Source organism: Clostridium tetani (genome assembly GCF_900167265.1).
Lineage (GTDB): Bacteria > Bacillota > Clostridia > Clostridiales > Clostridiaceae > Clostridium_G > Clostridium_G tetani.
Window position 1 is genome coordinate 47,276 of the sequence record NZ_FUWT01000008.1, and the last position, 23,496, is coordinate 70,771.

Genomic DNA, 23,496 nt, shown 5'->3' on the forward strand with positions numbered 1-23,496 from the left:
CCAACTCATACCCTTCACATCCTATATATTTTTTATTTCTTCTATAAGCCCTTCTACTAAATCTTCCTCTTTAAGCTTTCTTACTACTTCTCCCTTTTTAAATATTAAACCATAGCCCTTTCCACCTGCAATGCCTATGTCTGCATCCCTAGCTTCTCCAGGTCCATTTACCACGCAACCCATAATAGCTACTTTAATATTTTTATCAAAGCCATCAAGTCTTTTTTCAACTTCTTTGGCTATTTTTATTAAATTTATCTCTGTTCTTCCACAAGTAGGGCAAGAAATAAATTCTACGCCCTTACTATATAAATTCAAAGCTCTTAAGATCTCTTTTCCTGCTTTAATTTCTTCTATAGGGTCTCCTGTCAAAGATACCCTTATAGTATCCCCTATACCTTGAGATAGTAAAGTTCCTATACCTACACTAGATTTTATTATACCCCTCCAAGGTGTTCCAGCTTCCGTTACACCTAAGTGTAGAGGATAATTTACTTTTGAAGATATTTTTTTATAGCTTTCTATCATTTGGTTTACATTTGAAGACTTAATGGATATAACTATATCATGAAAATCCACTTTATTTAAAATTTCAACATGTCTTAATGCACTTTCCACTAAAGCATCTGAACAAACTCCACCATATTTATTTAATATATCCTTTTCTAAAGAACCAGAGTTTACTCCTATTCTTATAGGTATTCCTTTTTCTTTAGCTTTTTTTGAAACTAAATTAACCTTTTCTTCATTTCCTATATTGCCAGGGTTTATTCTTAGGGCAGATATCCCATTATCTATAGCTTTTATAGCTAATCTATAATCAAAATGTATATCTGCTACTAATGGTATTGCAATTTTTTTTGTTATTTTGCCTAAAGCTTGGCAAGCTTCATCATCTGGAACTGCACATCTTATTATATCGCAATCAACTTCTTCTAATTTTTTTATTTGCTCAACAGTTTTTTCTACATCTCTTGTATCTGTATTGGTCATGGATTGAACTGTTATAGGAGAATCCCCCCCTATAAATTTGTCTCCTACCTTTATCTTTATAGTTTCTTTTCTATCCAATAAAATTCACTCCTAAAAGTTTATAGGATATAGTATATCTTTTACCGTTACTAGTACCATCAATGTCATTAGTATGGCAAATCCTATATAATTTATTACACCTATTTTATTACTATTTAATTTTTTTCTAGTTATTATTTCTATTAAAAAGAAAGTTATCCATCCTCCATCTAAAGCTGGGAAGGGAATAACATTAAATATAGCTAATTGAACACTTAAATAAGCTGCAAAGGAAAGTAAGCTCCAAAATCCTGCTTTAGCTGCTGCTCCAGATACTTTTATTATAGTTATAGGTCCTCCAAAATCACTAGCAGAAGCCTTGCCTTTAAATAACGTACCTAAAAACATAAAAGTTTGTTTTACCAAAGAAATTGATTCTGAAAATCCATGGGATATAGATTCGCCTACGCTAGGATTTTCAACCAGTGTTGGATATATGCCAATAACATATCTATTTTCTTCTTTATTTTTAACCGGGACTACTTTAGCCGCATTTAATTTATTATTTCTTTCATAGCTAACATTTAAAATATTTCCTTCATTTTTATATATCTGAGTTATGAAATCATCCCATGTTTTTATTTTTTTATTATTTACCTCTACTATTTTATCTCCCTTTTGAAGTCCGGCAACATAGGCTGGATTATTTTCTATAACCTCTCCTACTATTGGAACCGCAAAACCTTTATTAAAGGATATAATACCAAATAAAACTATAGCTAAAACTAAATTCATAAAAGGTCCTGCTGCTACTATACTTAATTTTCTTAATGAAGATTTGTTTGAAAACGCTCTTTCATCGTAGGTTTCTTCCCCTTCTTCTCCAAGCATTTTAATATATCCACCTATAGGAAGTGCTTTTATAACATATTCCGTTTCTCCTTTTTTAAATCCCCAAATTTTAGGACCCATTCCTATAGAAAATTCCTCTACCGCTACTCCATTTAATTTTGCTAAAGTAAAATGTCCTAATTCGTGAACTAATACTAGTAAACTAAAAGCTAGTAAAGCTCCAATTATATTTATAAAACTCACAAGCTATTCCTCCTTAATATTTGTCTTGTCAATGTCAATTATATTTTTCCCTTATATATTCACCAATAATTTTATCCATATGTATAATTTTTTCCACACTTTGCTCCTCTTTTGTGTAAAATTTTTTCATGCATTCTTCTATTATCTTTGGTATTTCTAAAAATCCTATTTTTTTATTTAAAAACAATTCTACAGCATATTCATTAGAACTATTTAAAATAGTAGGCATCATGCCTCCAATTTTTCCTGCTCTATATGCTAAATCCAGACACTTAAAAGTTTTTAAATCTGGTTTATAAAAGGTTAACTTTTCAATTTCAAATAAATTAAGTTTTTCAATAACTCTATCCTTTCTTATAGGATAATTTAGAGCATATTGTATTGGAAGTTTCATATCTGGAGATGCCAATTGAGCAATTACACTTCCATCTTTATATTCTACCATAGAATGAATTATACTCTCTGGATGTACTACAACTTCTATATCTTCATAGTCTACATCAAATAAAAAATGAGCTTCTATTACTTCTAGACCTTTATTCATTAATGTAGCAGAATCTATGGATATTTTTTTCCCCATATTCCAATTTGGATGTTTTAGTGCCTGTTCTACAGTTACATTTTCTAATTCTTCTCTTTTTTTTCCTCTAAAAGGTCCTCCTGATGCTGTTAGGTGTATTTTATTAATATCGCCTTTAAGATTCCCTAAAAGGCATTGAAATATTGCCCCATGTTCTGAATCTACTGGAAGTATATTTACTTTATTTTCATGGGCCTCTTTTTTAATTATTTCTCCTGCTACCACGAGAGTTTCTTTATTTGCAAGAGCTATATCCTTTTTATTTCTTATAGCTTTTAATGTGGGTTCTAATCCTATCATTCCAACTACAGAGGTTAAAACAATATCTACTTTATCTAAACTTGCTATGGTATTCATACCTTCTATTCCATATAAAACCTCTGTATTCTTATTGTTTTTCATACAAAACTCTTTTACTTTTAAAAATGCCTCTTTATCTGTCATAGAAACATACTTAGGTTCAAACTCTTCTATTATACTTATAATTTTTTCTGAGCTTTTATTAGCAGAAGCTGCATATAATTTAAGATTTTCCTTTTCCTCTCTTATAACTTCTAATGTTTGAGTGCCTATTGAACCTGTTGCTCCTAAAATACATATATTCTTCAAGTCATATCTCTCCTTTGTACTGTATTTATCTACAGTCTATAAGCCCTTCTGAATATATACTTTTGCATATTAATACATATAAGGGTGCTATTATTATACCAAGTATTCCAAAAGTCTTAAACCCTATATAAAAAGAACTTATAATAACTATAGGATGAACCTTTAAAGTGCTACTTACAAATTTTGCTTCCATTATATTTCTATTTATTATAAGTAATATATAAAGACATAACAATCCAAAAGCTATAATATAATTTTTTATTAGAATTTTATATAGTATTAAAGGCAAAAATACCATTATTGTTCCTACATATGGAAATAAATCTAAAAACCCGCAAAACATTCCAATTTCTACAGCATTTTCAATATTCAATGCCATAAAACCAAGTATTGTTTGGAATGTAGTTATTAATACTAATGTTAACTCTAATTTTATTATATTTTTAATATCTATATATCTATTAAAGGCAAATGTTACTTTATTTTGGGGGATGATATCTTTAATCTTGTTTAATATAACATATTTATCTACTAAAATAAAGTAAGCTATAATATTACCAATAAAATAATTTATTATACTTTCTGTTGTATAAACTGCCCCTTTTTTAACTAAATTACTTTTAATAATACTAGAATTATAATACTCTTCTATTTTAACACCTATTAAATTAGAGTCTAAGTTTAAATTTATTAAAATTTCTTCAATAAATAGATATGACCTCTGAAAACCTAATACTATTGTATCTTTTATCTTATATACAAGGTTTCCCATATATATAAATAAAATAATTATAATAAAATTCACAATCAATATGCTTAATAATCCATTTAACTTGCTATTTTTTTTACTTATTTTAAACATTACATTATATATAGGTGTTGATGTGTATACAATAAAAAACACAACAAAGACTGGTTTAAAATATTTCTTTAAAAACATAGTTACTAATATTATTATAATTAATAGGCTTATACAGTAAAATAATTTTTTATATCTCAATTCATTCCTCACACTTAATATTGCTATATCCTATTATATTAAATCATTTATTACTATATGAACAAGTTTTATTTAATTAATAGCTAATAGTAAACAATAAATAACTACAGATAAATATAAAAAGCACTTAATACTTTTTAAGTGCTTTTGCAAACTATATATTAATTATAAATGTTAAGTAATAATATACCGTTACAGAAGAAAATAATATACTATCAAACCTATCTAATATACCACCATGTCCTGGTATTAGTTGGCTATAATCTTTTACATCTACATATCTTTTTATGGAAGATGCTACTAAGTCCCCTAGTTGTGATAATATACCGCTTATAGCTCCTATTAGTATAAAATGTATTAGTGAAATATCTACACCTCTATTTATGGAAAATACCCCAAATATGGTGCAACCTATAACACTTCCTAAGAGTCCTCCAATGGAGCCCTCTATAGTTTTTTTAGGACTTATTTTAGGACATAATTTTTTCTTGCCAAAGTATTTACCAGAATAATATGCGGAAGTATCGCAAATCCAAGAAGATAAAAATATTAACCATATAAGATAGTTACCATACATTTTACTATTCACGAGAATTATAAAACTAAAGAATATGGCAACATATATAAATCCCAGTAAAGTCACTCCTCCACTTATAAAATTATATTTTTCATTAAATATTGGCATTAACATTAAAATAAATACTGCTAATATTGATATATAAAAAAATAATTCCCCATTAATTTCAGTATTTAGTATAAATAAGTAATATACTATACACAGCACATATCCTAAAATAGATACAGGTTCTATCTTTTTTTCAATTGCCTTATAAAACTCATACATTCCTCTAAGAGATATTAAAAATATTAGTGCTTTTAAGTACTTTCCTCCTATAAATAAAAATATAATGAGGGGAGATAGTATTAGTGCTCCTAAATATCTTTTATTCATTCCATCACTCCATTTTAGAAATTAATAATTAATAATGGATAATTATAGATATTTTTCTTGATTATCATTTTAAAAAAATTTTAATTATATAAATTCAATGTTTAGCTTTAGTAAACAAGCTAATCCATAGAATAATTGCCTTTAATAAAATTAAAGATTTTTTGTAGTAAAACGAAAGAAAATCCTCCTTAATTGTTCATTATTAATTATTCATTAAAAAACTGTTGCACAGTTTTTTATACTCCACCAAATCTTCTATTTCTATTTTGATAATCCTTTATAGCCTTATGTAAATGATGTTTTTTAAAATCTGGCCATTTTATATTAGAATACCAAAATTCTGAATAAGCACATTGCCATAAAAGAAAATTACTTATTCTTTGTTCTCCGCTAGGCCTTATAATTAAATCAGGGTCTGGCATACCTTTAGTATATAAATAGTTTTTTAATAAATCTTCATTTACATTTTCTATGTCTAGTCCTTTTTTCTCTATATCCTTATACATTAGTTTTATAGCTCTAATAATTTCATCTCTTCCACCATAATTAAGAGCTAAATTTAATACAAGTCCTGTATTATTTTTAGTTTTATTGTATGCTTTCATAAGTTCATCTTCACAAGCTTTAGGTAATTTAGATACGTCTCCTATAGTATTTACAACTACATTATTTTGATGTAATTCAGCTACTTCTTTTCTTAGATAATTTACTAATAATTCCATAAGAGCATTAATTTCTTCCTTTGGTCTTTTCCAATTTTCTGTGGAAAAAGCATATAGAGTAAGATATCTAACACCTATATTGTTACATTCTTTAACTATATCCCTTATAGTTTCTACCCCTGCTTTATGTCCTAAACTACGAGGTAGTTTTCTTTCTTTAGCCCATCTACCATTTCCATCCATTATAATGGCTATATGTTTTGGTATATTATCTAAATCTAATTGGAATTTGTCCTTCACTTTATGGCTTTGTCCACTTTTATTTTTAAATATATTCCACATTTAAATCTCCATCCCTAAAACTTATTAATAAAACCTGCGGTAACGCAGGCTTTACTCTTTATTAAATAGACATAATTTCTTTTTCTTTTATATCTATCATTTCATCTACTTTTTTTACATAATTATCTGTTATTTTTTGAATTTCTTCTTCTGCTTTCTTGATATCATCTTCTGACATATCGGATTTTAAATCCTTTATCTTATCATTACCATCTCTTCTTACAGATCTTATAGCTATTTTAGTATCTTCTCCATATTTTTTTACGGTTTTTACTATATTTCTTCTTGTTTCTTCTGTAAGTTCAGGTATAATCAATCTAATAATAGTTCCATCATTATTAGGATTTAATCCTAAATCTGATACAAGTATAGCTTTTTCAATTGCTTTAAGTGAAGATTTGTCCCAAGGTTGTATTTGAAGTATTCTTGCTTCCGGAACAGATATATTAGCAAGTTGACTTAGAGGGGTCATAGTCCCATAATATTCTGCTTCTATTTTATCTAGCATAGCAGGATTTGCTCTTCCAGCCTTTAATGAGGCTAAGTCTTTCTTTAAAGCTAATAAAGCCTTACTCATTTTGTCTTCAGCTGTATTCATTATTTCTTTTAACATAAAAACTCCTCCCTTTATTCCTTACATACTATAGTTCCTATTTTTTCTCCAGAAATAGCTTTTCTTATATTACCTGGAGCATCTAAGGCAAAAACTAGTATAGGTATATTATTATCCATACATAAAGATGTAGCTGTAGAATCCATAACTTGAAGACCTTGATCCAAAACATCTATGTATGTCAAAGTTTCAAATTTTTGTGCTTTTTCGTGTTTGTGAGGATCTTTATCATATACTCCATCTACTTTTTTGGCTAATAGTATTATATCTGCCTCTATTTCAGCCGCTCTTAGGGCTGCTGTTGTGTCTGTTGAGAAATATGGATTGCCTGTACCAGCTGCAAATATAACAACTCTACCTTTTTCTAAGTGTCTCATAGCTCTTCTTCTTATAAAAGGCTCAGCAACTTCTTTCATTTCAATAGCTGTTTGAACTCTTGTATCAACTCCTAATTGCTCTAAAGAGTCTTGTAAAGCCATAGCATTTATACATGTAGCAAGCATTCCCATATAGTCTGCGGTAGTTCTGTCCATATCCTCACCATTTCTGCCTCTCCAAATGTTGCCTCCGCCTACTACTGCTCCAATTTCTACTCCCATATCTACTAATTCTTTTATTTCTTTGGATATTCTTTTAACTACTTTAAAGTCTAAACCATATCCATTTTCTCCTGCCAAAGCTTCGCCAGATAATTTTAACATAATTCTTTTATACTTTATATCATTCATATTATATTATACCTCCAAATTGTTAAAAATTACAATGTAATTTTTAATTTAGAACTTTTATTTCAAAAAGCATTTTTGGTTATAGATGTATCAATTGATGTTTTCTGTGATTTTCTCAAAAAAAGAGAACACTCAGTGTTCTCTCTTTAATTATTGCATTTGCTTCTTAACTTCTTCTGCAAAATCTTCTTCTTTCTTTTCTATGCCTTCACCTTTTTCAAATCTAACAAAATTAGCAACTTTTATATCTGCTCCAACTTCTTTAGATTTTTCTTTAACGTATTTATCTATAGTGTAATCTGAATTTCTAACCCAAACTTGCTCAACTAGGCAGTTTTCTTTGTAGTATTTTTGAATTCTTCCTTCTACCATTTTATCAACAATTTTTTCAGGTTTTCCTTCATTTAAAGCTTGAACTCTGTAGATTTCTCTTTCTTTGTCTAAAGTTTCTTCATCTACAAATGTTCTATCTAAGAAAGGAGGATTAACTGCAGCTACTTGCATTGCTACATCTTTCGCTACTTCACTTAATACTTCGCTTTCTTTTTCACATTCTAATTCTACTAATACACCTATTTTTCCATCTCCGTGTATATAACTTTCAATTATTCCATTTTCAACAGATAATTGTTTAAATCTTCTTACAGACATATTTTCTCCAAGCTTTGCAACTAATGCAGTAACTGCATCTTTAATTGTACCTTCTTCGCTTCCTATGTATTTTTCTTCTATAAAAGAATCAACATCTTCAGCCTTTGTATTTGCAGCTTGTTTTGCTATATTAGCAACAAGTCCTTTAAACTCTTCATTTGCTGCTACGAAATCTGTTTCACAGTTTACTTCTACTATTGAAGCATTCTTTTTATCTTCAGCTATATAAGTTTCTACAAGTCCTTCTGCTGCTATTCTTCCTGATTTTTTAGCCGCAGCAGCTAATCCTTTTTCTCTTAATACTTCTACAGCTTTTTCAGTATCTCCATTAGTTTCTGTTAAAGCTTTTTTACAATCCATCATACCTGCACCAGTTATTTCTCTAAGTTCTTTTACCATTTTAGCAGTTATCATACTTATGACCTCCTGTGTTATTAATTCTTTTTTTAAAAGGTAAATGAATTAATATCATCTACCTTTTTTAAAATGTTTTTTTGGATTACTCAGCTAATTGTTCCCCTTGTCTTCCTTCTATTACTGCATCTGCCATTTTCGCAGTAATTAATTTTACCGCTCTTATAGCATCATCATTACCTGGAATTACATAATCTACTTCATCTGGATCACAGTTTGTATCCACTATAGCAACTACTGGTATACCTAATATTTTTGCTTCTGATATAGCATTCTTTTCTTTTCTTGGATCTACAACAAACATAGCTCCTACATTATTAGCATTTAAGTTTTTAATTCCACCTAAGTTCTTTTCTAGTTTTTCTTCTTCTAACTTTAACTTTATAACTTCTTTTTTAGGAAGCACTTCAAATGTTCCATCTTGTTCCATTTGTTCAAGTTCTTCTAATGTTCTTATTCTTCCTTTAATAGTTGAGAAGTTTGTTAGCATTCCACCTAGCCATCTATTATTAACAAAGTGCATATCGCATCTTACAGCTTCTTCTTGGATTGCTTCTTGAGCTTGTTTTTTAGTACCAACAAATATAACATCTTTTCCTTCTGCTGCAACTTCTCTTATGAAGTTGTACGCTTGCTCTACTTTCTTTACAGTCTTTTGTAGGTCTATTATGTATATACCATTTCTTTCTGTAAAGATATATGGAGCCATTTTAGGGTTCCATCTTCTTGTTTGATGTCCAAAGTGAACACCTGCTTCTAATAATTGTTTCATTGATATAACTGACATATTATTTTACCTCCTTGGTTTTACCTCCATAACCCTCATATATATAAATTACTTTTTAAAAAAGCACCATTTATAAAATTAGGCTATGTGTGTATTTTTATTACCTACAGTAGTATATCATATGCTTTCCATGTATTCAATAATTTTTTTGGAAAAATATTATTCATAAACAGCATATACTAAAAAAGGGATACTTTTAAAAGTATCCTTAAATTACTTAATTTTTTTCAATTCCTCTAAAAGTCTGTCGTTTAATATCTTTATATGCGTTCCCTTCATACCTAAAGATCTAGATTCTATTACTCCTGCACTTTCAAATTTTCTTAATGCATTTACTATCACAGATCTAGTTATTCCTACTTTATCTGCTATTTTTGAGGCAACTAATAGACCTTCTGGCCCATCTAATTCATTAAAAATATGTTCTACTGCCTCTAATTCAGAGTATGAAAGAGTTCCTATTGCTAATTGAACTACTGCTTTCTTTCTTGCTTCTTCCTCTATTTCATCTTGCTTAGATCTTAGTATTTCTAATCCTATTATAGTAGCACTGTATTCAGAAATAATTAGATCATCATCAGTAAAAGGTACATCAAATCTAGCTAATAAAAGTGTACCTAATCTTTCCCTATTACCGTTAATAGGTACAATTGTGGTAAGTTTATTTTTTACACCACAATCTTCTCCTGATTCAAAAACACATTCTCCTTGATTTTCTAAATTTGACTTAGTTCCATGAACATTCAATAATTTATTGTTGTAATGTTCTGGGAATCTTTTTTCTGGTACTACCTTGTCTCTTACTGTCTGGCATTCAAATCCTGTAGAAAGATCATATCCCAATATTTTGCCTTTCTTACTTATTATATAAACATTACAAGATAACACTTCACTTAAAAGATTACATATATCGTCAAACACCACAGGTTCTGCTCCAGATTTTTGTAATATTTTGTTTAGTTGTCTTGTCTTCTCTAATAATGATGACATTTGTAACTCCTCCTCTATTTATCTATTGTTAATAGGGCAATTTCTCTTCTTAATTTTATTACTATCTATGTATAACCACTATATGCTAACCACATTTTATTAATGATTAAACGTGTTAACGAGATAACACCATACATTTCAGTTTTTTTAAATTTTCCTAATTTTTAGAATTATTCCCCTTTTAATAATATTTATAATATCATATAAATTGTGAAATTTCAACATTTCTACTGTTTTTTTAAGATTTTTTTAAACTTATACCTATTCCTGCTTTTTTTCTGGCATAATTTTGTGTTTACATTCTTTATTTGAACACTCAATGTAATCCCCTTTAGCTTTAGTATATCTTTTTACCATATAGTTACCACAAACATCACATTTTCTTTCTACTGGTTCAAACCAACTTACAAAATCACATTTTGGATAATTGCTACACCCGTAAAATTTTCTTCCTTTCTTGCTCTTTTTTAATACTATTTCTCCATGGCATTTAGGACATTTTACATCTAGTTGGTGAACTATAGGTTTAGTATTCTTACATTCTGGATATCCTGGACAAGCTAAGAAATCACCAAATCTTCCATGCTTAACCACCATGTTATTACCACATTTTTCGCATTTTACGTCTGTAACCTTTTCCTCTAAAGTGACCTTTTCCACTTCTTTTTCTGCAGTTTCTATAAGTTCTTTTAATGGACTATAAAATTCATCTACTGTATTCTTCCAATTTTCATTCCCTTCTTCAATACTATCTAGTTTATTTTCCATTTCTGCTGTAAATTCAGCATCAACTACTGGTTTAAAGTATTCTACCATAATATTATTTACTATAACTCCCAATTCTGTAGATTTTAAAGTTCTATTTTCCCTTTCTATATAGGTTCTTTCTAATAAGGTAGATATAATTGGAGCATAAGTACTTGGTCTTCCTATTCCATTGTCTTCCAACACTTTAACTAAAGATGCTTCTGAAAATCTTCCTGGTGGTTGTGTAAAGTGCTGTTTGCTATCTATAGATTTTTCTTTAAGAAGTTCTCCTTTTTCTAACTTAGGAATATTTATATTTTCTTTTTCGTCTTCATTTAAATATTCATAAATTATCATGAAACCATCGAATTTAACAATTGAACCTGTAGCTCTGAAAATATATTCACTATTTTTTACATCTACAGAATTAACTTCCATTACACAAGCTGCCATTTGACTTGCCATAAATCTATTCCAGATTAAAGAATATAATTTATATTGATCTGAATTTAAATTTTCTAAAGCAATTTTAGGTGTTATTTCTATATTTGTAGGTCTTATTGCCTCATGGGCATCTTGAATATTTTTTTTACCTTTATAATCTCTAGGCTTTTCTGGTATATATTCTTTTCCATATACATTTTCTAAAAATTGTCTAGCCTTATTTTGTGCCTCTTTAGATATTCTAACAGAATCTGTTCTCATATAAGTTATAAGACCTACGGTTCCATGTCCTTTTATATCAATTCCTTCATAAAGTTGCTGAGCTACAGACATGGTCTTCTTTGTTGAAAAATTTAATTTTCTATAAGCATCTTGCTGTAGAGTACTTGTTATAAATGGAGGTAGTGGATTTTTATTTTTGTTGGTCTTTTTTATCTTATCTACCGTAAATTGACCTTGTTTAAGCTCTTTGATTATATTATTACTTTCTTCTTCTGTATTTATTTCAATTTTTTTATTATCCTTTGATATTAGTTTAACTAAAAAATCTTTTCTATCTTTATTTAGTTTACATTCAATAGTCCAATATTCTTTAGGAATAAACTCTTCTATTTCTTTTTCTCTGTCACATATCATCTTTAATGCAACAGATTGAACTCTACCTGCGCTTAAACCCCATCTTACTTTTCTCCATAGAATTGGGCTAATTTTATATCCTACTAGTCTATCCAATACCCTTCTAGCTTGCTGAGCATTTACTAAATCTATGTCAATTTCTCTAGGTTCCTTTATAGCATTTTTTACTGCACTTTTAGTTATTTCATTAAATACTATTCTACATTTTTTATTATCCTCTAATTTTAGTGCCTGAGATAAATGCCAAGAAATAGCTTCTCCCTCTCTATCAGGGTCTGTAGCCAAATAAATTTCATCGCATTTTTTAGCATGTTTTTTTATTTTAGTTAAAAGCTCTCCTTTTCCTCTAATAGTTATATATTTGGGTTCATAATTATTATCTATATCAACTCCCAATTGACTCTTTGGAAGATCTCTTATATGTCCCATAGATGCTTCAACATGATAAGTTTTATCTAGGTATTTTCCAATGGTTTTTGCTTTTGCTGGTGATTCCACAATGATAAGTTTTTGTCCCATAATCATCTCTGATATTTATATTATCAGAGTTTCACCCCCTAAATTTCCTATTATTTTAAATGCTATTTGAAATTCTAACATAATAATTGCCAGAAAGGCAAGTTATATGATTTTTAAATTGCAATTCAAATAATACCTCATATAACCTCTTTATGTCAACTTTAGTTACTCTTACTATATCATCTATATGAATTGGCGTATCTTCTATTACAGTATAAATTTCATTTTCTATTTTATTCAAGTTATTTTTTTCTATCTCAATTTTTTCTTTATAATTTATATTTAATAGATTATAAATGTCTTCAATAGTTGTAAAAGGATATGCTCCGTCTTTAATAAGTTTATTTGTTCCTATGCTTTTTTTAGAAAATATAGATCCAGGTACTGCCATAACATCTTTGCCTTGTTCTAGAGCACAAGAAGCAGTTATTAAAGAGCCACTTTTTTCTGAAGCTTCTATTATAATTACAGCATCGCTTAATCCACTTATTATTCTATTTCTTAGAGGAAAGTTATATGGATAGGGTTTTATACCTGGAAGAAATTCTGATATTACACTTCCTTCTTCTAATAATTTATAGTATATATTCTTGTTTATATAAGGATATATAACATCTATTCCTGAACCCAATACAGCACAAGTGTAACCTTTTGCTTGTAGTGAATATTTATGGGCAAAGGCATCTATCCCTTTAGCCATACCACTTATTATATTAATATTATTTTTTGCCATTTCTCTAGAAATAATACTAGTTACATTTTCTCCATAATAACTGTAGTCTCTAGATCCAACTATAGCTAAATTTTTATTTGAATTTATTTTTTCTATATCCCCTCTATAATATAGTATAGAGGGAGCATCTTCAAAGGGCTTTAAATTTTTAGGGTAATTTTCACTATAATAATTTATTATTTCTATATTTTTTGATGTTAATATATTTTTTATTTCTTTAATTCTATTTTCATCCCAATATTTCTTTAAAATATGTCTTAATTTTATTATATTTTTATCTTGGTCTACTTCTAACTTATTATTACAAACATTCCTCCAAATATTTTCAGTGCTTTTAAATTTTTTTAAAAGACTTAGTTTATCTCTATTAGAGAATCTTACTAATGAATACCATATATCAAACTCCATAATATATACACCTCTTTTATACTATATTTTCTAAAAACCTTCTATACTGAAGAGCTTCAATTAAGTCTTCTTCTATTATATTTTCTCTTTCATCTAAATCTGCAATGGTTCTAGATACTTTTAATATTCTAGAGTAAACTCTAGTGCTAAAATTAAATTTTTTATAAACTTTTTCCATAAATTTAACAGAATTTTTATCTAGCTTACAATATTTCATAATATTATTTATATTCATTTCTCCATTGGTTAAAATATTTTCTTTTTTAAATCTCCGTCTTTGAATTTCCCGTGCACTATTTATTCGCTGTCTTACAACTTTTGAACTTTCTCCTCTTTGCCCTTCTTTTATCTTGCTATATTGTATTTTTGATAAAGAAGTGTAAATATCTATCCTATCTAAAAAAGCTCTAGATAATTTATTTATATATTTTTCTTTTTCGTAGGGAGTGCATACACATATATCTTTAGAACAAGGACAAGGGTTTAATGAAGCAATCAACATACAATTACATGGATATTCTACAGTTCCCGTGCTTCTTGTTATTTTTATTTTTCTATTTTCTATAGGTTGCCTTAAAGACTCTAATGTACCTTTATTGAACTCTAATATTTCATCTAAAAATAAGACTCCATTATGAGCTAGGGATATTTCCCCTGGAAGTAGCTTTCTCCCTCCACCTATTAATGCAATTTTTGTTGAAGTATTATGTATCTCTCTAAAAGGTCTTTCATTTATAAACCCATGTTCTTCATCTAAATATCCAGCTACACTATATATTTTTGTACATTCTAAAGACTCTTCGTAAGTTATTTCTGGCAATATAGTAGTAACTCTTTGTGCAAGCATTGTCTTTCCCGTGCCTGGGGGACCATATAAAATTACATTATGGTTTCCAGCTGCTGCAACTTCTAGGGCTCTTTTAGCACTTTCCTGACCTATTACATCAAGAAAATCAATCCTCTCTTCATTTTTTTTACTCTTTTCAAAATTAGTTTTATAAGGATATACATCTTTAAATTGAAGGAAATTAATAACTTCTATTAAATTATTAAAGGGATATATATTAGCTTTATCTATCATTGAACATTCATTTTTATTTTCAATAGGTATAACATAATTGCTAATTTCTTTTTTTATACCAGATACAACTATAGGCAACGCTCCTTTTACTTTTTTTAACTCTCCTACTAAAGATAATTCTCCTAAAAATACATACTCTTTAATATCTTCTATTTTTATTTGTTCCGTTGCACATAGTATACCTATTGCTATAGGTAAATCAAAAAGAGCTCCTTCTTTTTTTATATCTGCTGGAGCTAAATTAACAGTAATTTTTCCAAGCGGAAATTCAAATCCTGAATTTATTATGGCACTTCTAACCCTATCCTTTGATTCTTTAATAGAAGTATCCGCCATTCCAACTATGTTAAAATTAGGTAACCCTCTATTAATATCCACTTCTACATTAATAGGTATACCTTCAATGCCTGTAAAAGTTGCTGTATTTATTTTTACTACCATATTTTTCTTCACCTCCTTATCATTGTTGACAAAAAAATTTTTTTTATAATAAAAAAAGAAGTCTTTCAAACTTCTTTTAAAAATATATTTATTAATTTTTCAATAGGTATTTTCTTGAAATTATAGTATAATATAATAAAAATGTGGAACACTTTTATTAATGAATAACTAAGGTAGATTTTCTTCCTTTGGTCAGGAAATCTTTTATTCATATTATAGGACAATTGTTTTAAAAGAAAGGGGAATACTTATGAATTCCTATAATAAACAAATAGGAAATATTGGTGAGGCTGTTGCAGAAAACTATCTAATACAAAATGGATACATTATTCTAGACAGAAATTTTTCATGCAGAGTAGGAGAAATAGATATAATAGGAAAAGATGGTGATATTATAAGTTTTCTAGAAGTAAAATCTAGATATGGAAATCTGTATGGTTCTCCTGGAGAATCAGTTAATTTTGCAAAGCAATATAAGATATATAAAACTGCCCAATTATATATTCTAAAAAAAAAGCTTAATAGATTTTACTTTAGATTTGATGTAATTGAAATTATCTTTAATAATTATAATGATGACTATTCTATTAGATTAATTAAAGATGCATTTCAACTCTAAAATTTTTAGCTCCAGCTATTAAATATAATTAGATAAAAAACTCATTCTATGGATAGGGCAAGGTCCGTATTTTTTTAATGCCTTTGTGTGTTCATCTGTTCCATAACCAGAATTTTTTTCAAATCCGTAATGAGGATATATTTTAGAGTACTCCTCCATTTTTTTATCTCTATATACTTTTGCTATAATAGATGCTGCTGCAATACTTGCACTTTTAGCATCTCCTTTTATTATGTATTCATTTTTTATATTTATATTTTTTATGCTAAATCCATCAGATATTACAATTCCAGGAGTCACCTCTAAACCCAGTGTAGATTTTTTTAAAACTTCATTATTGCACCAAGCAATTCCACTAGTGTCTATCATATGATTGTCTAACTCAAATATATTATAGTATAGAGCTTTATCCTTTATTATATGAGATAAATTCTCCCTTTCCTTTGCTCTAAGCTTTTTGGAATCTTTCAAACCATAAAACAAATCATTATGGTTTTTATAGTTTAAATCTAAAATTACAGCTGCTGCAACGATTGGTCCTGCTAATGGTCCTCTTCCTACCTCATCTACTCCTGCAATTAGAACATTATTAGCAAATTTTTTATCAAAATCATACATTTTTTTTAATCTTACTATTTCTTCTTCTCTTCTACATATAAATTTATTAATGCTCTGACTTAAATTTTGCACTGTTTTTCTTTTATCTTTCATTAGAATATCATTTATATATATTAAACATTCTATATTTTCAACTTTCTTCATTCCATCTACAATATCTTTTATATCTTTAAAAGTCATATCATTAAAGTCCATTTTATAAATTTCTTTCTCCATATTATCTCCCTTACCTATTCTGGTTTTTCCAGAGATATCCTTCCCAGTTTTCCACCTCTAAACTCATCTAAAATCATTATAGCTACTCTATTATAATCTATTTCTCCTCTCCCTAATATAGCTCCTCTTTTTTTTGCTATATTCTCCATATTATCTAAAGGGATCTCCTCTAATTTATCTAATTTATATCTCTCTTTTAAATTTTCACCATAGTCCTCTGATAATCTTTCTATAAGATTTAATGCAAGGGTTTCTATATCCATGATTTCATCTTTTATGGCACCTGTAAAGGCTAGGTTTAATCCTACCTTTTCATCTTCAAATTTAGGCCAAAGTATACCTGGAGTATCCATAAGTTCTACACCTATCTTTGTTTTTATCCATTGTCTACTTTTAGTAACTCCTGGTCTATCTCCAGTCTTCGCTATACTACTTTTAGCCATTCTATTTATAAAAGTAGATTTTCCAACATTAGGAATACCTACTACCATAACTCTATTTACTATATTCTTTAAACCCTTAGCTTTTAATTTTTCAGTTTTTTCTTTTAAAAGGTCATCTATAGCATTCTTTATCTTCTTCATTCCAGAATCTTTAAGACTATTTATTGCTATTACCTTTGTGTTTTCTCCTGATAAAGCTTTTATCCATTCATTAGTTACCTTTTCTTCTCCTAGATCACTTTTATTTAATAATATAATTCTAGGCTTGTTTCCACATATATTTTCTATTTCTGGATTGGCACTAGATTTTACTATTCTGGCATCCCTTATTTCTATAATTGCGTCTACCATTTTTAAATTTTCTTTTAACTCTCTTCTAGTTTTAGCCATATGACCAGGAAACCAGTTTATATCCATGTTAATCTTCCTTTCCGAAGTTAATTTGTTATAGCAGATAACATACCCCACTTTTTAAAAGGATATATTCTTAATGTAGCTTTTCCTACTACCATATTTAGCTTTACAAAGCCCACTCTTTCATCTCTACTGTCTAAACTATTATTTCTGTTATCACCCATTACAAAGATAGTTCCTTCTGGTATTTTCACTTCATGAAAATCTTCCATATTTTGTTCAAAAATATAATTTTCATCTTTAGGTTCATCATTTACATAAACTTTATTGTCCTCTACTCTAACTCTATCTCCACCTGTAGCTATAACTCTTTTTATAAATTTTTCTTTTGGATTTTTAGGATATTTTATAACTACTATATCTCCCTTCTTGGGTTCTCTAAAATAATAAGTTACCTTCTCAACTATTAGTCTATCCCTGTTATTTAAAGTGGGATACATAGAATGACCATCTACACTTACTGTTTCAAATATAAATGTAATTATAAAAAAAGCAGCAATAATTGCTATTAAAATAGATTTTCCTAATTCAATTAATTCCTTTACCATTATATATCACCATCCTAATATGCAAAAAAAGGGACTCTTCAAAGCCCCATTTTCTTAATATCTACGTTCTTTTACTTTTGCAGCTTTACCTACTCTATCTCTTAAGTAGAATAGTTTAGCTCTTCTTACTTTACCTTTTCTTACAATTTCAATCTTTGATACTGTAGGAGCGTTAACTGGGAAAGTTCTTTCTACACCTACTCCATAAGCAAGTCTTCTAACTGTAAATGTTTCTCTTAATCCACCATTTTGTCTTTTAATTACAGTACCTTCAAATACTTGTATTCTTTCTCTTGTTCCTTCTTTGATCTTAACATGTACTTTTACAGTATCTCCTACTTTAAAAGCTGGTAAATCAGTTCTAATTTGTTCTGCTTCTATAGCTTTTATTACATCTAACATTGTGCATTCCCTCCTAATCATTATTTGACGTTCATACTTTATTTACTTACAATAAACAGAGGACCGCCCGTACTAGCACGAAAATAATTTTATCATATGTATATGTATTTTTCAACATAAACTTTTATTCTTCACTAGATAGAAGTTTCTCATCTTCTTTTGTAAGATTATACTTTTTAAATAAATCTGGTCTTCTTTTCTTTGTTATTTTTAGGGATTTAGACTTTCTCCATTTTCTGATATTTTCATGGTGACCAGATAACAATATTTTAGGAACCTCTTTTCCCTTAAAATTCTCTGGTCTAGTATAATGAGGATATTCTAAAAGCCCTTCATAAAAAGATTCTTCCATAAAACTTTCATTTTTTCCCAAAACACCTGGTATCAATCTGCATATACTATCTACTATAGGTATACAGGCCATTTCTCCTCCAGTAAGGATAAAATCTCCCAGAGAAATCTCTAAATCTATGTAATCATAGCATCTTTCATCTATTCCTTCATAGTGTCCACATAAAAATATCAGTTCTTCTTCTTTAGATAATTCCTTAGCCATTTCATGACTAAAAGTTTTTCCTCTTGGTCCTAAAAATATAACCTTTCCCCTATTGCTTTCTTTTACCCTCTTTAAGGAATCGACTATAGGTTGAAGTGACATTACCATTCCTGCTCCGCCACCATAGGGGTAGTCATCTACTTTTTTATGTTTATCTTCTGTAAAATCTCTTATATTTATGGTATTTATATTAATTATATCCTTTTCTAAAGCTTTCCCCATAATACTGTGGTTAAATATATTAAACATATCAGGAAAAAGGGTTAATATGTCTATTCTAAAAGCCATGTTTTTACAGGTTTTATTATTATTTCTTCATTTTCTATATCTATTTTAACCACAATAGTCTTTAGAACAGGAATTAATAATTCTTTTTTTCCTTCTACCCAGTATACATCATTATTTTTAGTATGTATAACCTCTTTTACTTTACCAAGGTAGTTTCCATCTTCGTCTAATACTTTACAGCCTATAATATCTGCAACATAGTATCTACCTTCTGGAAGCTCTACTGCATCTTCTCTTTTAACTTCTATATATTTATTTCTGTATTTATTAGCAATTTCAATACCATCTATACCTTGTATTTTTAAAACTACCTTATCATTTAAAAATTTACATCCTTCTACTTGTTTTTCTTCTCCAGCTATGTAAACCCTTTTTAACTTTTTGAATCTATCTATATTATCAGTTTGTGGGTTTACTTTTAGTTCTCCTTTTAATCCGTGGGTATTTATAATAAGACCTATTTTAAGAAATTGTTCCATAAATTTACCTCTTTTCAAAAAAGAGCTAGGTTTACACCCTAACTCTCTTCTAAATAATTATATTATTTCTACAACAACTCTTTTATTTTCTTTAATTGCTGCTGCTTTAACTACAGTTCTAATAGCTTTTGCTATTCTTCCCTGTTTTCCTATTACTTTTCCCATATCTTCTTGAGCAACTTTTAATTCAAGTATTATAGATTGCTCTCCAGCAATTTCATTAACTTGAACCATATCAGGGTTATCCACTAAGGCTTTTGCTATAATTTCTACTAACTCTTTCATGCACTACACCCCCGTATTACTTAACAAGCTTTTCATTGATACCAGTTCTTACAAAAAGCTTTTTAACTACATCTGTAGGTTGAGCACCATTTTTCACCCAATTGATTGCTTTTTCTTCGTCTATTTTAACTGTAACTGGTTCAGTTGTTGGATTATAGTATCCTATTTCTTCTATAAATCTTCCGTTTCTTGGAGATCTAGAATCAGCTACAATTACTCTGTAGAAAGGAGCTTTTTTAGCACCCATTCTTCTTAATCTTATCTTTACTGCCATTTTACTTTTCACCTCCTTTAAATAGAATTAATTATTATATTAAAATGGAAACTTTCCAAAAAGACCTTTCTTTTTCTTAAATCCTTTTTGTATTCCATTCATTTGCTTCATCATTTTTCTCATGTTTTCAAAGTCTTTTAAAATTTTGTTTACCTGCTGAACTGTGGTACCAGAACCATTAGCAATTCTTTTTTTTCTAGTAGGAGAACCACTTACTAATGAAGGGTTTTTTCTTTCTTTTATTGTCATAGAACTTATAATTGATTCTATTCTTTTAAGATCTTTTTCACCTTTATCAAAGTCAATACCTTTAAGTTCTTTACTATTGGCACCTGGTAGCATTTCCACTAATTTATTTAGTGGTCCTAATTTTTTCATTTGCTGCATTGCAGAAAGGAAATCTTCTAAGTTGAACTCTTGGTTCATTATTCTACTACCTATTTTTTCAGCTTCATCTTTATCAATTTCTTGTTCAGCTTTTTCAATAAGGCTTAGTACATCTCCCATGCCTAGAATTCTTGATGCCATCCTTTCAGGATAGAACACTTCTAGGTCATTCATTTTTTCTCCAATACCTATAAACTTTATAGGCTTTCCTGTCATTGCTTTAATTGATAATGCAGCACCACCTCTGGTATCACCATCAAGTTTTGTTAGGATAACTCCACTTATATTTAACTTTTCATTAAAGCTTTCAGCTACATTTATAGCATCCTGTCCTGTCATAGAATCCACTACTAGCAAAACTTCATTAGGCTCTATGTTTTCTTTAATAGATTTTAATTCATCCATTAGATTTTCATCAATATGAAGTCGTCCTGCTGTATCTATAATTATAGTATTTAAATTGTTTTCCTTTGCATGTTTTATTGCAGCTTTAGATATATCTACAGGATTTGTTTTATCTCCCAGTGTAAATACTGGAACATCAATTTGACTTCCTACAACCTGTAATTGCTTTATTGCCGCAGGTCTATATATGTCGCAAGCTACTAATAAAGGTTTCTTGTTCTTTTTTCTAAGTTGCAAAGCAAGTTTACCTGCCATGGTAGTTTTACCTGCCCCTTGAAGACCAACTAACATTATTACTGTAGGTTTATTGGCTTCAAAGTTTATTTCACTTTCCTTACTCCCCATAAGTTCTATTAATTCGTCGTTTACGATTTTAACTACTTGTTGCCCTGGAGTAAGACTTTCTAAAACCTCTTTACCATTACACTTTTCACTTACACTTTTAACAAAGTCTTTAACTATTTTATAGTTAACATCTGCTTCTAAAAGAGCCAATCTAACTTCTCTCATAGCCTCTTTTATATCTTTTTCGGAAAGCTTTCCCTTACCTCTAAGTTTCTTAAAGGTTTCCTGCAATTTAGAGGCTAACCCATCAAATGCCATATCTAACCTCCTAAACTATTATTTAATTCATTTTTTAATTCTTCTATTAACTTCTGTAGTTCTTCTTCCTTACAGTTTTCTTTTAAATAGTCTAGTTTATTTAACATATTTTTTTTAGCTTTTATCTTCTCTATATGTTTACCCATAAGTTTTAATTTTTCTTCATAGCTTTTAAGAAGTTTACCACATCTTTTTATTATATCATGAACTGCCTGCCTACTGGTTTTAGTGTGTTCAGATATTTCTGCTAAAGAAAAATCTTCATTACAGTATAAGTTCATAATGCTTTTTTGTTTATCTGTAAGTAAAATTCCATAAAAGTCTAGTAACATTGACATTTCTATTTTTTCTTCCATGAAACCTACTCCTTTAAGTGAACAAAATATATATTATCAAAAAAAAAAAGAGCTGTCAAGTATTTTTACTTAACAGACTCCTTTTTTAATTAATAATGAATGATTATTGATATTTTTTTCTCCATTATCATTACAAAAAAATTTTAATTTTATAAAACCTTAATGTTTAGCGAAGCTAAACGAGCCTTCAATCAAAATTAAGATTTTCTGGAGTAAAACGGAAGAAAATCCTCCTAAATTGTTCATTAGAATAAGGCTTCTACAAATTCTCTTGAATTGAAATTTTGAAGATCATCTATTCCTTCTCCAACTCCTATTAATTTCACAGGAATATTTAGTTGATGCTTTATGGATATTACTATTCCTCCCTTAGCAGTACCATCTAATTTGGTCAATATTATTCCATCTACATTACAAACCTGGGTAAACTGCTTTGCTTGTTGAAGTGCGTTTTGTCCTGTGGTGGCATCTAAAACTAAATATGTTTTTTTATTTGCTTCACTGTATTCTCTTTCAACTATTCTATTTATTTTTGAAAGTTCATCCATTAAATTTTTCTTATTATGAAGTCTACCTGCTGTATCACATATCAATACATCTGTTTTTCTTGCTTTAGCCGCCTGTATACTGTCAAATACAACTGCTGCAGGATCTGAACCCTCTTGTTGCCTTATTATATCAACACCTGCTCTTTGACTCCATACTTCTAACTGTTCTATAGCAGCAGCTCTAAAGGTATCTCCAGCAGCCATTAAAACTTTAAATCCATTATTTTTTAATTTATGAGACATTTTTCCTATAGAAGTTGTCTTTCCTACTCCATTTACACCAATTACTAAAATTATTTCTGGTGTTTTTTCTGGAATTATAGAATTCTCTTCATCTCCTAGCATGTCAATAATAACCTCTTTTAAACAAGGTATAACTTCTTTTGGATCTTTTATTTTTTTTTCCTTTATTTTTTCTCTTAAATTATCTATTATATCTAAGGATGTTTCCACACCTATATCTGATGTAATAAGAATTTCTTCTAATTCCTCAAATAGATCCTCGTCTATATTTACATATAAATTAAGCATTGAACTTATTTTACCTGTAAAATTATCCTTTGTTTTCGTTAATCCTTCTTTTAATTTTCCAAAAAAACCTCCGAACATTAA

The 23,496-nt window shown here is 28.8% G+C and carries 26 protein-coding genes; 1 reads left to right on the forward strand and 25 read right to left on the reverse strand.

Annotated elements, in window-relative coordinates; genetic code table 11:
• Positions 1 to 21: 21 nt before the first annotated feature.
• The 14 genes from ispG to B5D21_RS07475 all read right to left on the reverse strand — a co-directional run bounded on the left by ispG (position 22) and on the right by B5D21_RS07475 (position 15,443).
• On the reverse strand, positions 22 to 1,071 hold the full coding sequence (gene ispG / locus B5D21_RS07410; RefSeq protein WP_011099499.1) for a flavodoxin-dependent (E)-4-hydroxy-3-methylbut-2-enyl-diphosphate synthase: 1,050 nt from the start codon (positions 1,069 to 1,071) through the stop codon (positions 22 to 24).
• Positions 1,072 to 1,083: 12 nt separating this feature from the next.
• Positions 1,084 to 2,097, reverse strand: coding sequence for an RIP metalloprotease RseP (gene rseP / locus B5D21_RS07415; RefSeq protein ID WP_035110431.1), 1,014 nt, complete (start codon positions 2,095 to 2,097; stop codon positions 1,084 to 1,086).
• Between the two features lie 43 nt (positions 2,098 to 2,140).
• Entirely contained in the window at positions 2,141 to 3,295 is a 1,155-nt protein-coding gene (locus B5D21_RS07420) for a 1-deoxy-D-xylulose-5-phosphate reductoisomerase (RefSeq protein WP_011099497.1), read from the reverse strand.
• A 25-nt stretch (positions 3,296 to 3,320) separates the two neighbouring features.
• Positions 3,321 to 4,307: an AI-2E family transporter gene (locus tag B5D21_RS07425; RefSeq protein WP_011099496.1), complete on the reverse strand. Its 987-nt coding sequence runs from the start codon at positions 4,305 to 4,307 to the stop codon at positions 3,321 to 3,323.
• A gap of 142 nt (positions 4,308 to 4,449) precedes the next feature.
• Complete coding sequence (locus tag B5D21_RS07430; RefSeq protein ID WP_011099495.1) at positions 4,450 to 5,247, reverse strand: phosphatidate cytidylyltransferase; 798 nt, start codon at positions 5,245 to 5,247, stop codon at positions 4,450 to 4,452.
• A gap of 236 nt (positions 5,248 to 5,483) precedes the next feature.
• Positions 5,484 to 6,251 (reverse strand): isoprenyl transferase, encoded by a 768-nt coding sequence (locus B5D21_RS07435; protein WP_011099494.1) that lies wholly within the window; start codon positions 6,249 to 6,251, stop codon positions 5,484 to 5,486.
• Positions 6,252 to 6,312: 61 nt separating this feature from the next.
• Positions 6,313 to 6,864 (reverse strand): ribosome recycling factor, encoded by a 552-nt coding sequence (frr, locus tag B5D21_RS07440; RefSeq protein ID WP_011099493.1) that lies wholly within the window; start codon positions 6,862 to 6,864, stop codon positions 6,313 to 6,315.
• 14 nt (positions 6,865 to 6,878) lie between these two features.
• Positions 6,879 to 7,592, reverse strand: coding sequence for a UMP kinase (pyrH, locus tag B5D21_RS07445; RefSeq protein WP_011099492.1), 714 nt, complete (start codon positions 7,590 to 7,592; stop codon positions 6,879 to 6,881).
• A 150-nt stretch (positions 7,593 to 7,742) separates the two neighbouring features.
• Entirely contained in the window at positions 7,743 to 8,657 is a 915-nt protein-coding gene (gene tsf, locus B5D21_RS07450; RefSeq protein ID WP_011099491.1) for a translation elongation factor Ts, read from the reverse strand.
• An 85-nt stretch (positions 8,658 to 8,742) separates the two neighbouring features.
• A complete protein-coding gene (gene rpsB / locus B5D21_RS07455; protein WP_011099490.1) occupies positions 8,743 to 9,444 on the reverse strand; it encodes a 30S ribosomal protein S2 in 702 nt (233 codons plus the stop codon).
• A 213-nt stretch (positions 9,445 to 9,657) separates the two neighbouring features.
• Entirely contained in the window at positions 9,658 to 10,434 is a 777-nt protein-coding gene (gene codY / locus B5D21_RS07460; RefSeq protein ID WP_011099489.1) for a GTP-sensing pleiotropic transcriptional regulator CodY, read from the reverse strand.
• Positions 10,435 to 10,695: 261 nt separating this feature from the next.
• Positions 10,696 to 12,780, reverse strand: coding sequence for a type I DNA topoisomerase (topA, locus tag B5D21_RS07465; RefSeq protein WP_035109892.1), 2,085 nt, complete (start codon positions 12,778 to 12,780; stop codon positions 10,696 to 10,698).
• Positions 12,781 to 12,835: 55 nt separating this feature from the next.
• A complete protein-coding gene (dprA, locus tag B5D21_RS07470) occupies positions 12,836 to 13,924 on the reverse strand; it encodes a DNA-processing protein DprA (protein WP_128993673.1) in 1,089 nt (362 codons plus the stop codon).
• Between the two features lie 13 nt (positions 13,925 to 13,937).
• Positions 13,938 to 15,443 carry a YifB family Mg chelatase-like AAA ATPase gene (locus B5D21_RS07475; RefSeq protein WP_035124884.1) on the reverse strand — a complete coding sequence of 502 codons (1,506 nt, stop codon included), beginning with the start codon at positions 15,441 to 15,443 and terminating at the stop codon, positions 13,938 to 13,940.
• A gap of 250 nt (positions 15,444 to 15,693) precedes the next feature.
• On the opposite strand from B5D21_RS07475, the gene B5D21_RS07480 reads away from it, so the two are divergent.
• On the forward strand, positions 15,694 to 16,062 hold the full coding sequence (locus tag B5D21_RS07480; protein WP_011099485.1) for a YraN family protein: 369 nt from the start codon (positions 15,694 to 15,696) through the stop codon (positions 16,060 to 16,062).
• A gap of 18 nt (positions 16,063 to 16,080) precedes the next feature.
• Here B5D21_RS07480 and B5D21_RS07485 read toward each other — a convergent pair whose 3' ends face one another.
• The 11 genes from B5D21_RS07485 to ftsY form a co-directional block, all read right to left on the reverse strand.
• Positions 16,081 to 16,860 (reverse strand): ribonuclease HII, encoded by a 780-nt coding sequence (locus tag B5D21_RS07485; RefSeq protein ID WP_035110433.1) that lies wholly within the window; start codon positions 16,858 to 16,860, stop codon positions 16,081 to 16,083.
• A 50-nt stretch (positions 16,861 to 16,910) separates the two neighbouring features.
• Positions 16,911 to 17,756, reverse strand: coding sequence for a ribosome biogenesis GTPase YlqF (ylqF, locus tag B5D21_RS07490; RefSeq protein ID WP_035109896.1), 846 nt, complete (start codon positions 17,754 to 17,756; stop codon positions 16,911 to 16,913).
• Positions 17,757 to 17,776: 20 nt separating this feature from the next.
• Positions 17,777 to 18,301: a signal peptidase I gene (gene lepB, locus B5D21_RS07495; RefSeq protein ID WP_011099482.1), complete on the reverse strand. Its 525-nt coding sequence runs from the start codon at positions 18,299 to 18,301 to the stop codon at positions 17,777 to 17,779.
• A 54-nt stretch (positions 18,302 to 18,355) separates the two neighbouring features.
• Positions 18,356 to 18,703 (reverse strand): 50S ribosomal protein L19, encoded by a 348-nt coding sequence (gene rplS / locus B5D21_RS07500; protein ID WP_035109897.1) that lies wholly within the window; start codon positions 18,701 to 18,703, stop codon positions 18,356 to 18,358.
• 124 nt (positions 18,704 to 18,827) lie between these two features.
• Positions 18,828 to 19,547, reverse strand: a complete 720-nt coding sequence (gene trmD, locus B5D21_RS07505; RefSeq protein ID WP_011099480.1) for a tRNA (guanosine(37)-N1)-methyltransferase TrmD — start codon at positions 19,545 to 19,547, stop codon at positions 18,828 to 18,830.
• Complete coding sequence (gene rimM, locus B5D21_RS07510; RefSeq protein ID WP_035124887.1) at positions 19,532 to 20,026, reverse strand: ribosome maturation factor RimM; 495 nt, start codon at positions 20,024 to 20,026, stop codon at positions 19,532 to 19,534. The genes trmD and rimM overlap by 16 nt, the downstream gene beginning before the upstream one ends.
• 57 nt (positions 20,027 to 20,083) lie before the next feature.
• A complete protein-coding gene (locus B5D21_RS07515; RefSeq protein ID WP_023438136.1) occupies positions 20,084 to 20,311 on the reverse strand; it encodes a KH domain-containing protein in 228 nt (75 codons plus the stop codon).
• Between the two features lie 16 nt (positions 20,312 to 20,327).
• Complete coding sequence (gene rpsP, locus B5D21_RS07520) at positions 20,328 to 20,585, reverse strand: 30S ribosomal protein S16 (protein ID WP_023438135.1); 258 nt, start codon at positions 20,583 to 20,585, stop codon at positions 20,328 to 20,330.
• A 39-nt stretch (positions 20,586 to 20,624) separates the two neighbouring features.
• The gene (gene ffh / locus B5D21_RS07525) at positions 20,625 to 21,980 is read right to left on the reverse strand and encodes a signal recognition particle protein (RefSeq protein WP_011099478.1); all 1,356 of its coding nucleotides are present in this window, start codon (positions 21,978 to 21,980) and stop codon (positions 20,625 to 20,627) included.
• 2 nt (positions 21,981 to 21,982) lie between these two features.
• Complete coding sequence (locus B5D21_RS07530) at positions 21,983 to 22,336, reverse strand: putative DNA-binding protein (protein WP_011099477.1); 354 nt, start codon at positions 22,334 to 22,336, stop codon at positions 21,983 to 21,985.
• Between the two features lie 245 nt (positions 22,337 to 22,581).
• Entirely contained in the window at positions 22,582 to 23,493 is a 912-nt protein-coding gene (gene ftsY / locus B5D21_RS07535) for a signal recognition particle-docking protein FtsY (RefSeq protein ID WP_011099476.1), read from the reverse strand.
• Positions 23,494 to 23,496: the final 3 nt, after the last annotated feature.

What these genes read in the sequence shown, in the direction of transcription:
- B5D21_RS07530 (WP_011099477.1), bottom strand. Translation starts at nt 22,336, where the DNA reads ATGGAAGAAAAAATAGAAATGTCAATGTTACTAGACTTTTATGGAATT.
- rpsB (WP_011099490.1), bottom strand. Translation starts at nt 9,444, where the DNA reads ATGTCAGTTATATCAATGAAACAATTATTAGAAGCAGGTGTTCACTTT.
- rpsP (WP_023438135.1), bottom strand. Translation starts at nt 20,585, where the DNA reads ATGGCAGTAAAGATAAGATTAAGAAGAATGGGTGCTAAAAAAGCTCCT.
- rimM (WP_035124887.1), bottom strand. Translation starts at nt 20,026, where the DNA reads ATGGAACAATTTCTTAAAATAGGTCTTATTATAAATACCCACGGATTA.
- B5D21_RS07475 (WP_035124884.1), bottom strand. Translation starts at nt 15,443, where the DNA reads ATGGTAGTAAAAATAAATACAGCAACTTTTACAGGCATTGAAGGTATA.
- codY (WP_011099489.1), bottom strand. Translation starts at nt 10,434, where the DNA reads ATGTCATCATTATTAGAGAAGACAAGACAACTAAACAAAATATTACAA.
- ftsY (WP_011099476.1), bottom strand. Translation starts at nt 23,493, where the DNA reads ATGTTCGGAGGTTTTTTTGGAAAATTAAAAGAAGGATTAACGAAAACA.
- trmD (WP_011099480.1), bottom strand. Translation starts at nt 19,547, where the DNA reads ATGGCTTTTAGAATAGACATATTAACCCTTTTTCCTGATATGTTTAAT.
- B5D21_RS07480 (WP_011099485.1), top strand. Translation starts at nt 15,694, where the DNA reads ATGAATTCCTATAATAAACAAATAGGAAATATTGGTGAGGCTGTTGCA.
- frr (WP_011099493.1), bottom strand. Translation starts at nt 6,864, where the DNA reads ATGTTAAAAGAAATAATGAATACAGCTGAAGACAAAATGAGTAAGGCT.
- pyrH (WP_011099492.1), bottom strand. Translation starts at nt 7,592, where the DNA reads ATGAATGATATAAAGTATAAAAGAATTATGTTAAAATTATCTGGCGAA.
- lepB (WP_011099482.1), bottom strand. Translation starts at nt 18,301, where the DNA reads ATGGTAAAGGAATTAATTGAATTAGGAAAATCTATTTTAATAGCAATT.
- tsf (WP_011099491.1), bottom strand. Translation starts at nt 8,657, where the DNA reads ATGATAACTGCTAAAATGGTAAAAGAACTTAGAGAAATAACTGGTGCA.
- B5D21_RS07485 (WP_035110433.1), bottom strand. Translation starts at nt 16,860, where the DNA reads ATGACTTTTAAAGATATAAAAGATATTGTAGATGGAATGAAGAAAGTT.
- B5D21_RS07435 (WP_011099494.1), bottom strand. Translation starts at nt 6,251, where the DNA reads ATGTGGAATATATTTAAAAATAAAAGTGGACAAAGCCATAAAGTGAAG.
- ffh (WP_011099478.1), bottom strand. Translation starts at nt 21,980, where the DNA reads ATGGCATTTGATGGGTTAGCCTCTAAATTGCAGGAAACCTTTAAGAAA.
- B5D21_RS07430 (WP_011099495.1), bottom strand. Translation starts at nt 5,247, where the DNA reads ATGAATAAAAGATATTTAGGAGCACTAATACTATCTCCCCTCATTATA.
- B5D21_RS07515 (WP_023438136.1), bottom strand. Translation starts at nt 20,311, where the DNA reads ATGAAAGAGTTAGTAGAAATTATAGCAAAAGCCTTAGTGGATAACCCT.
- rplS (WP_035109897.1), bottom strand. Translation starts at nt 18,703, where the DNA reads ATGTTAGATGTAATAAAAGCTATAGAAGCAGAACAAATTAGAACTGAT.
- ylqF (WP_035109896.1), bottom strand. Translation starts at nt 17,756, where the DNA reads ATGGATATAAACTGGTTTCCTGGTCATATGGCTAAAACTAGAAGAGAG.
- topA (WP_035109892.1), bottom strand. Translation starts at nt 12,780, where the DNA reads ATGGGACAAAAACTTATCATTGTGGAATCACCAGCAAAAGCAAAAACC.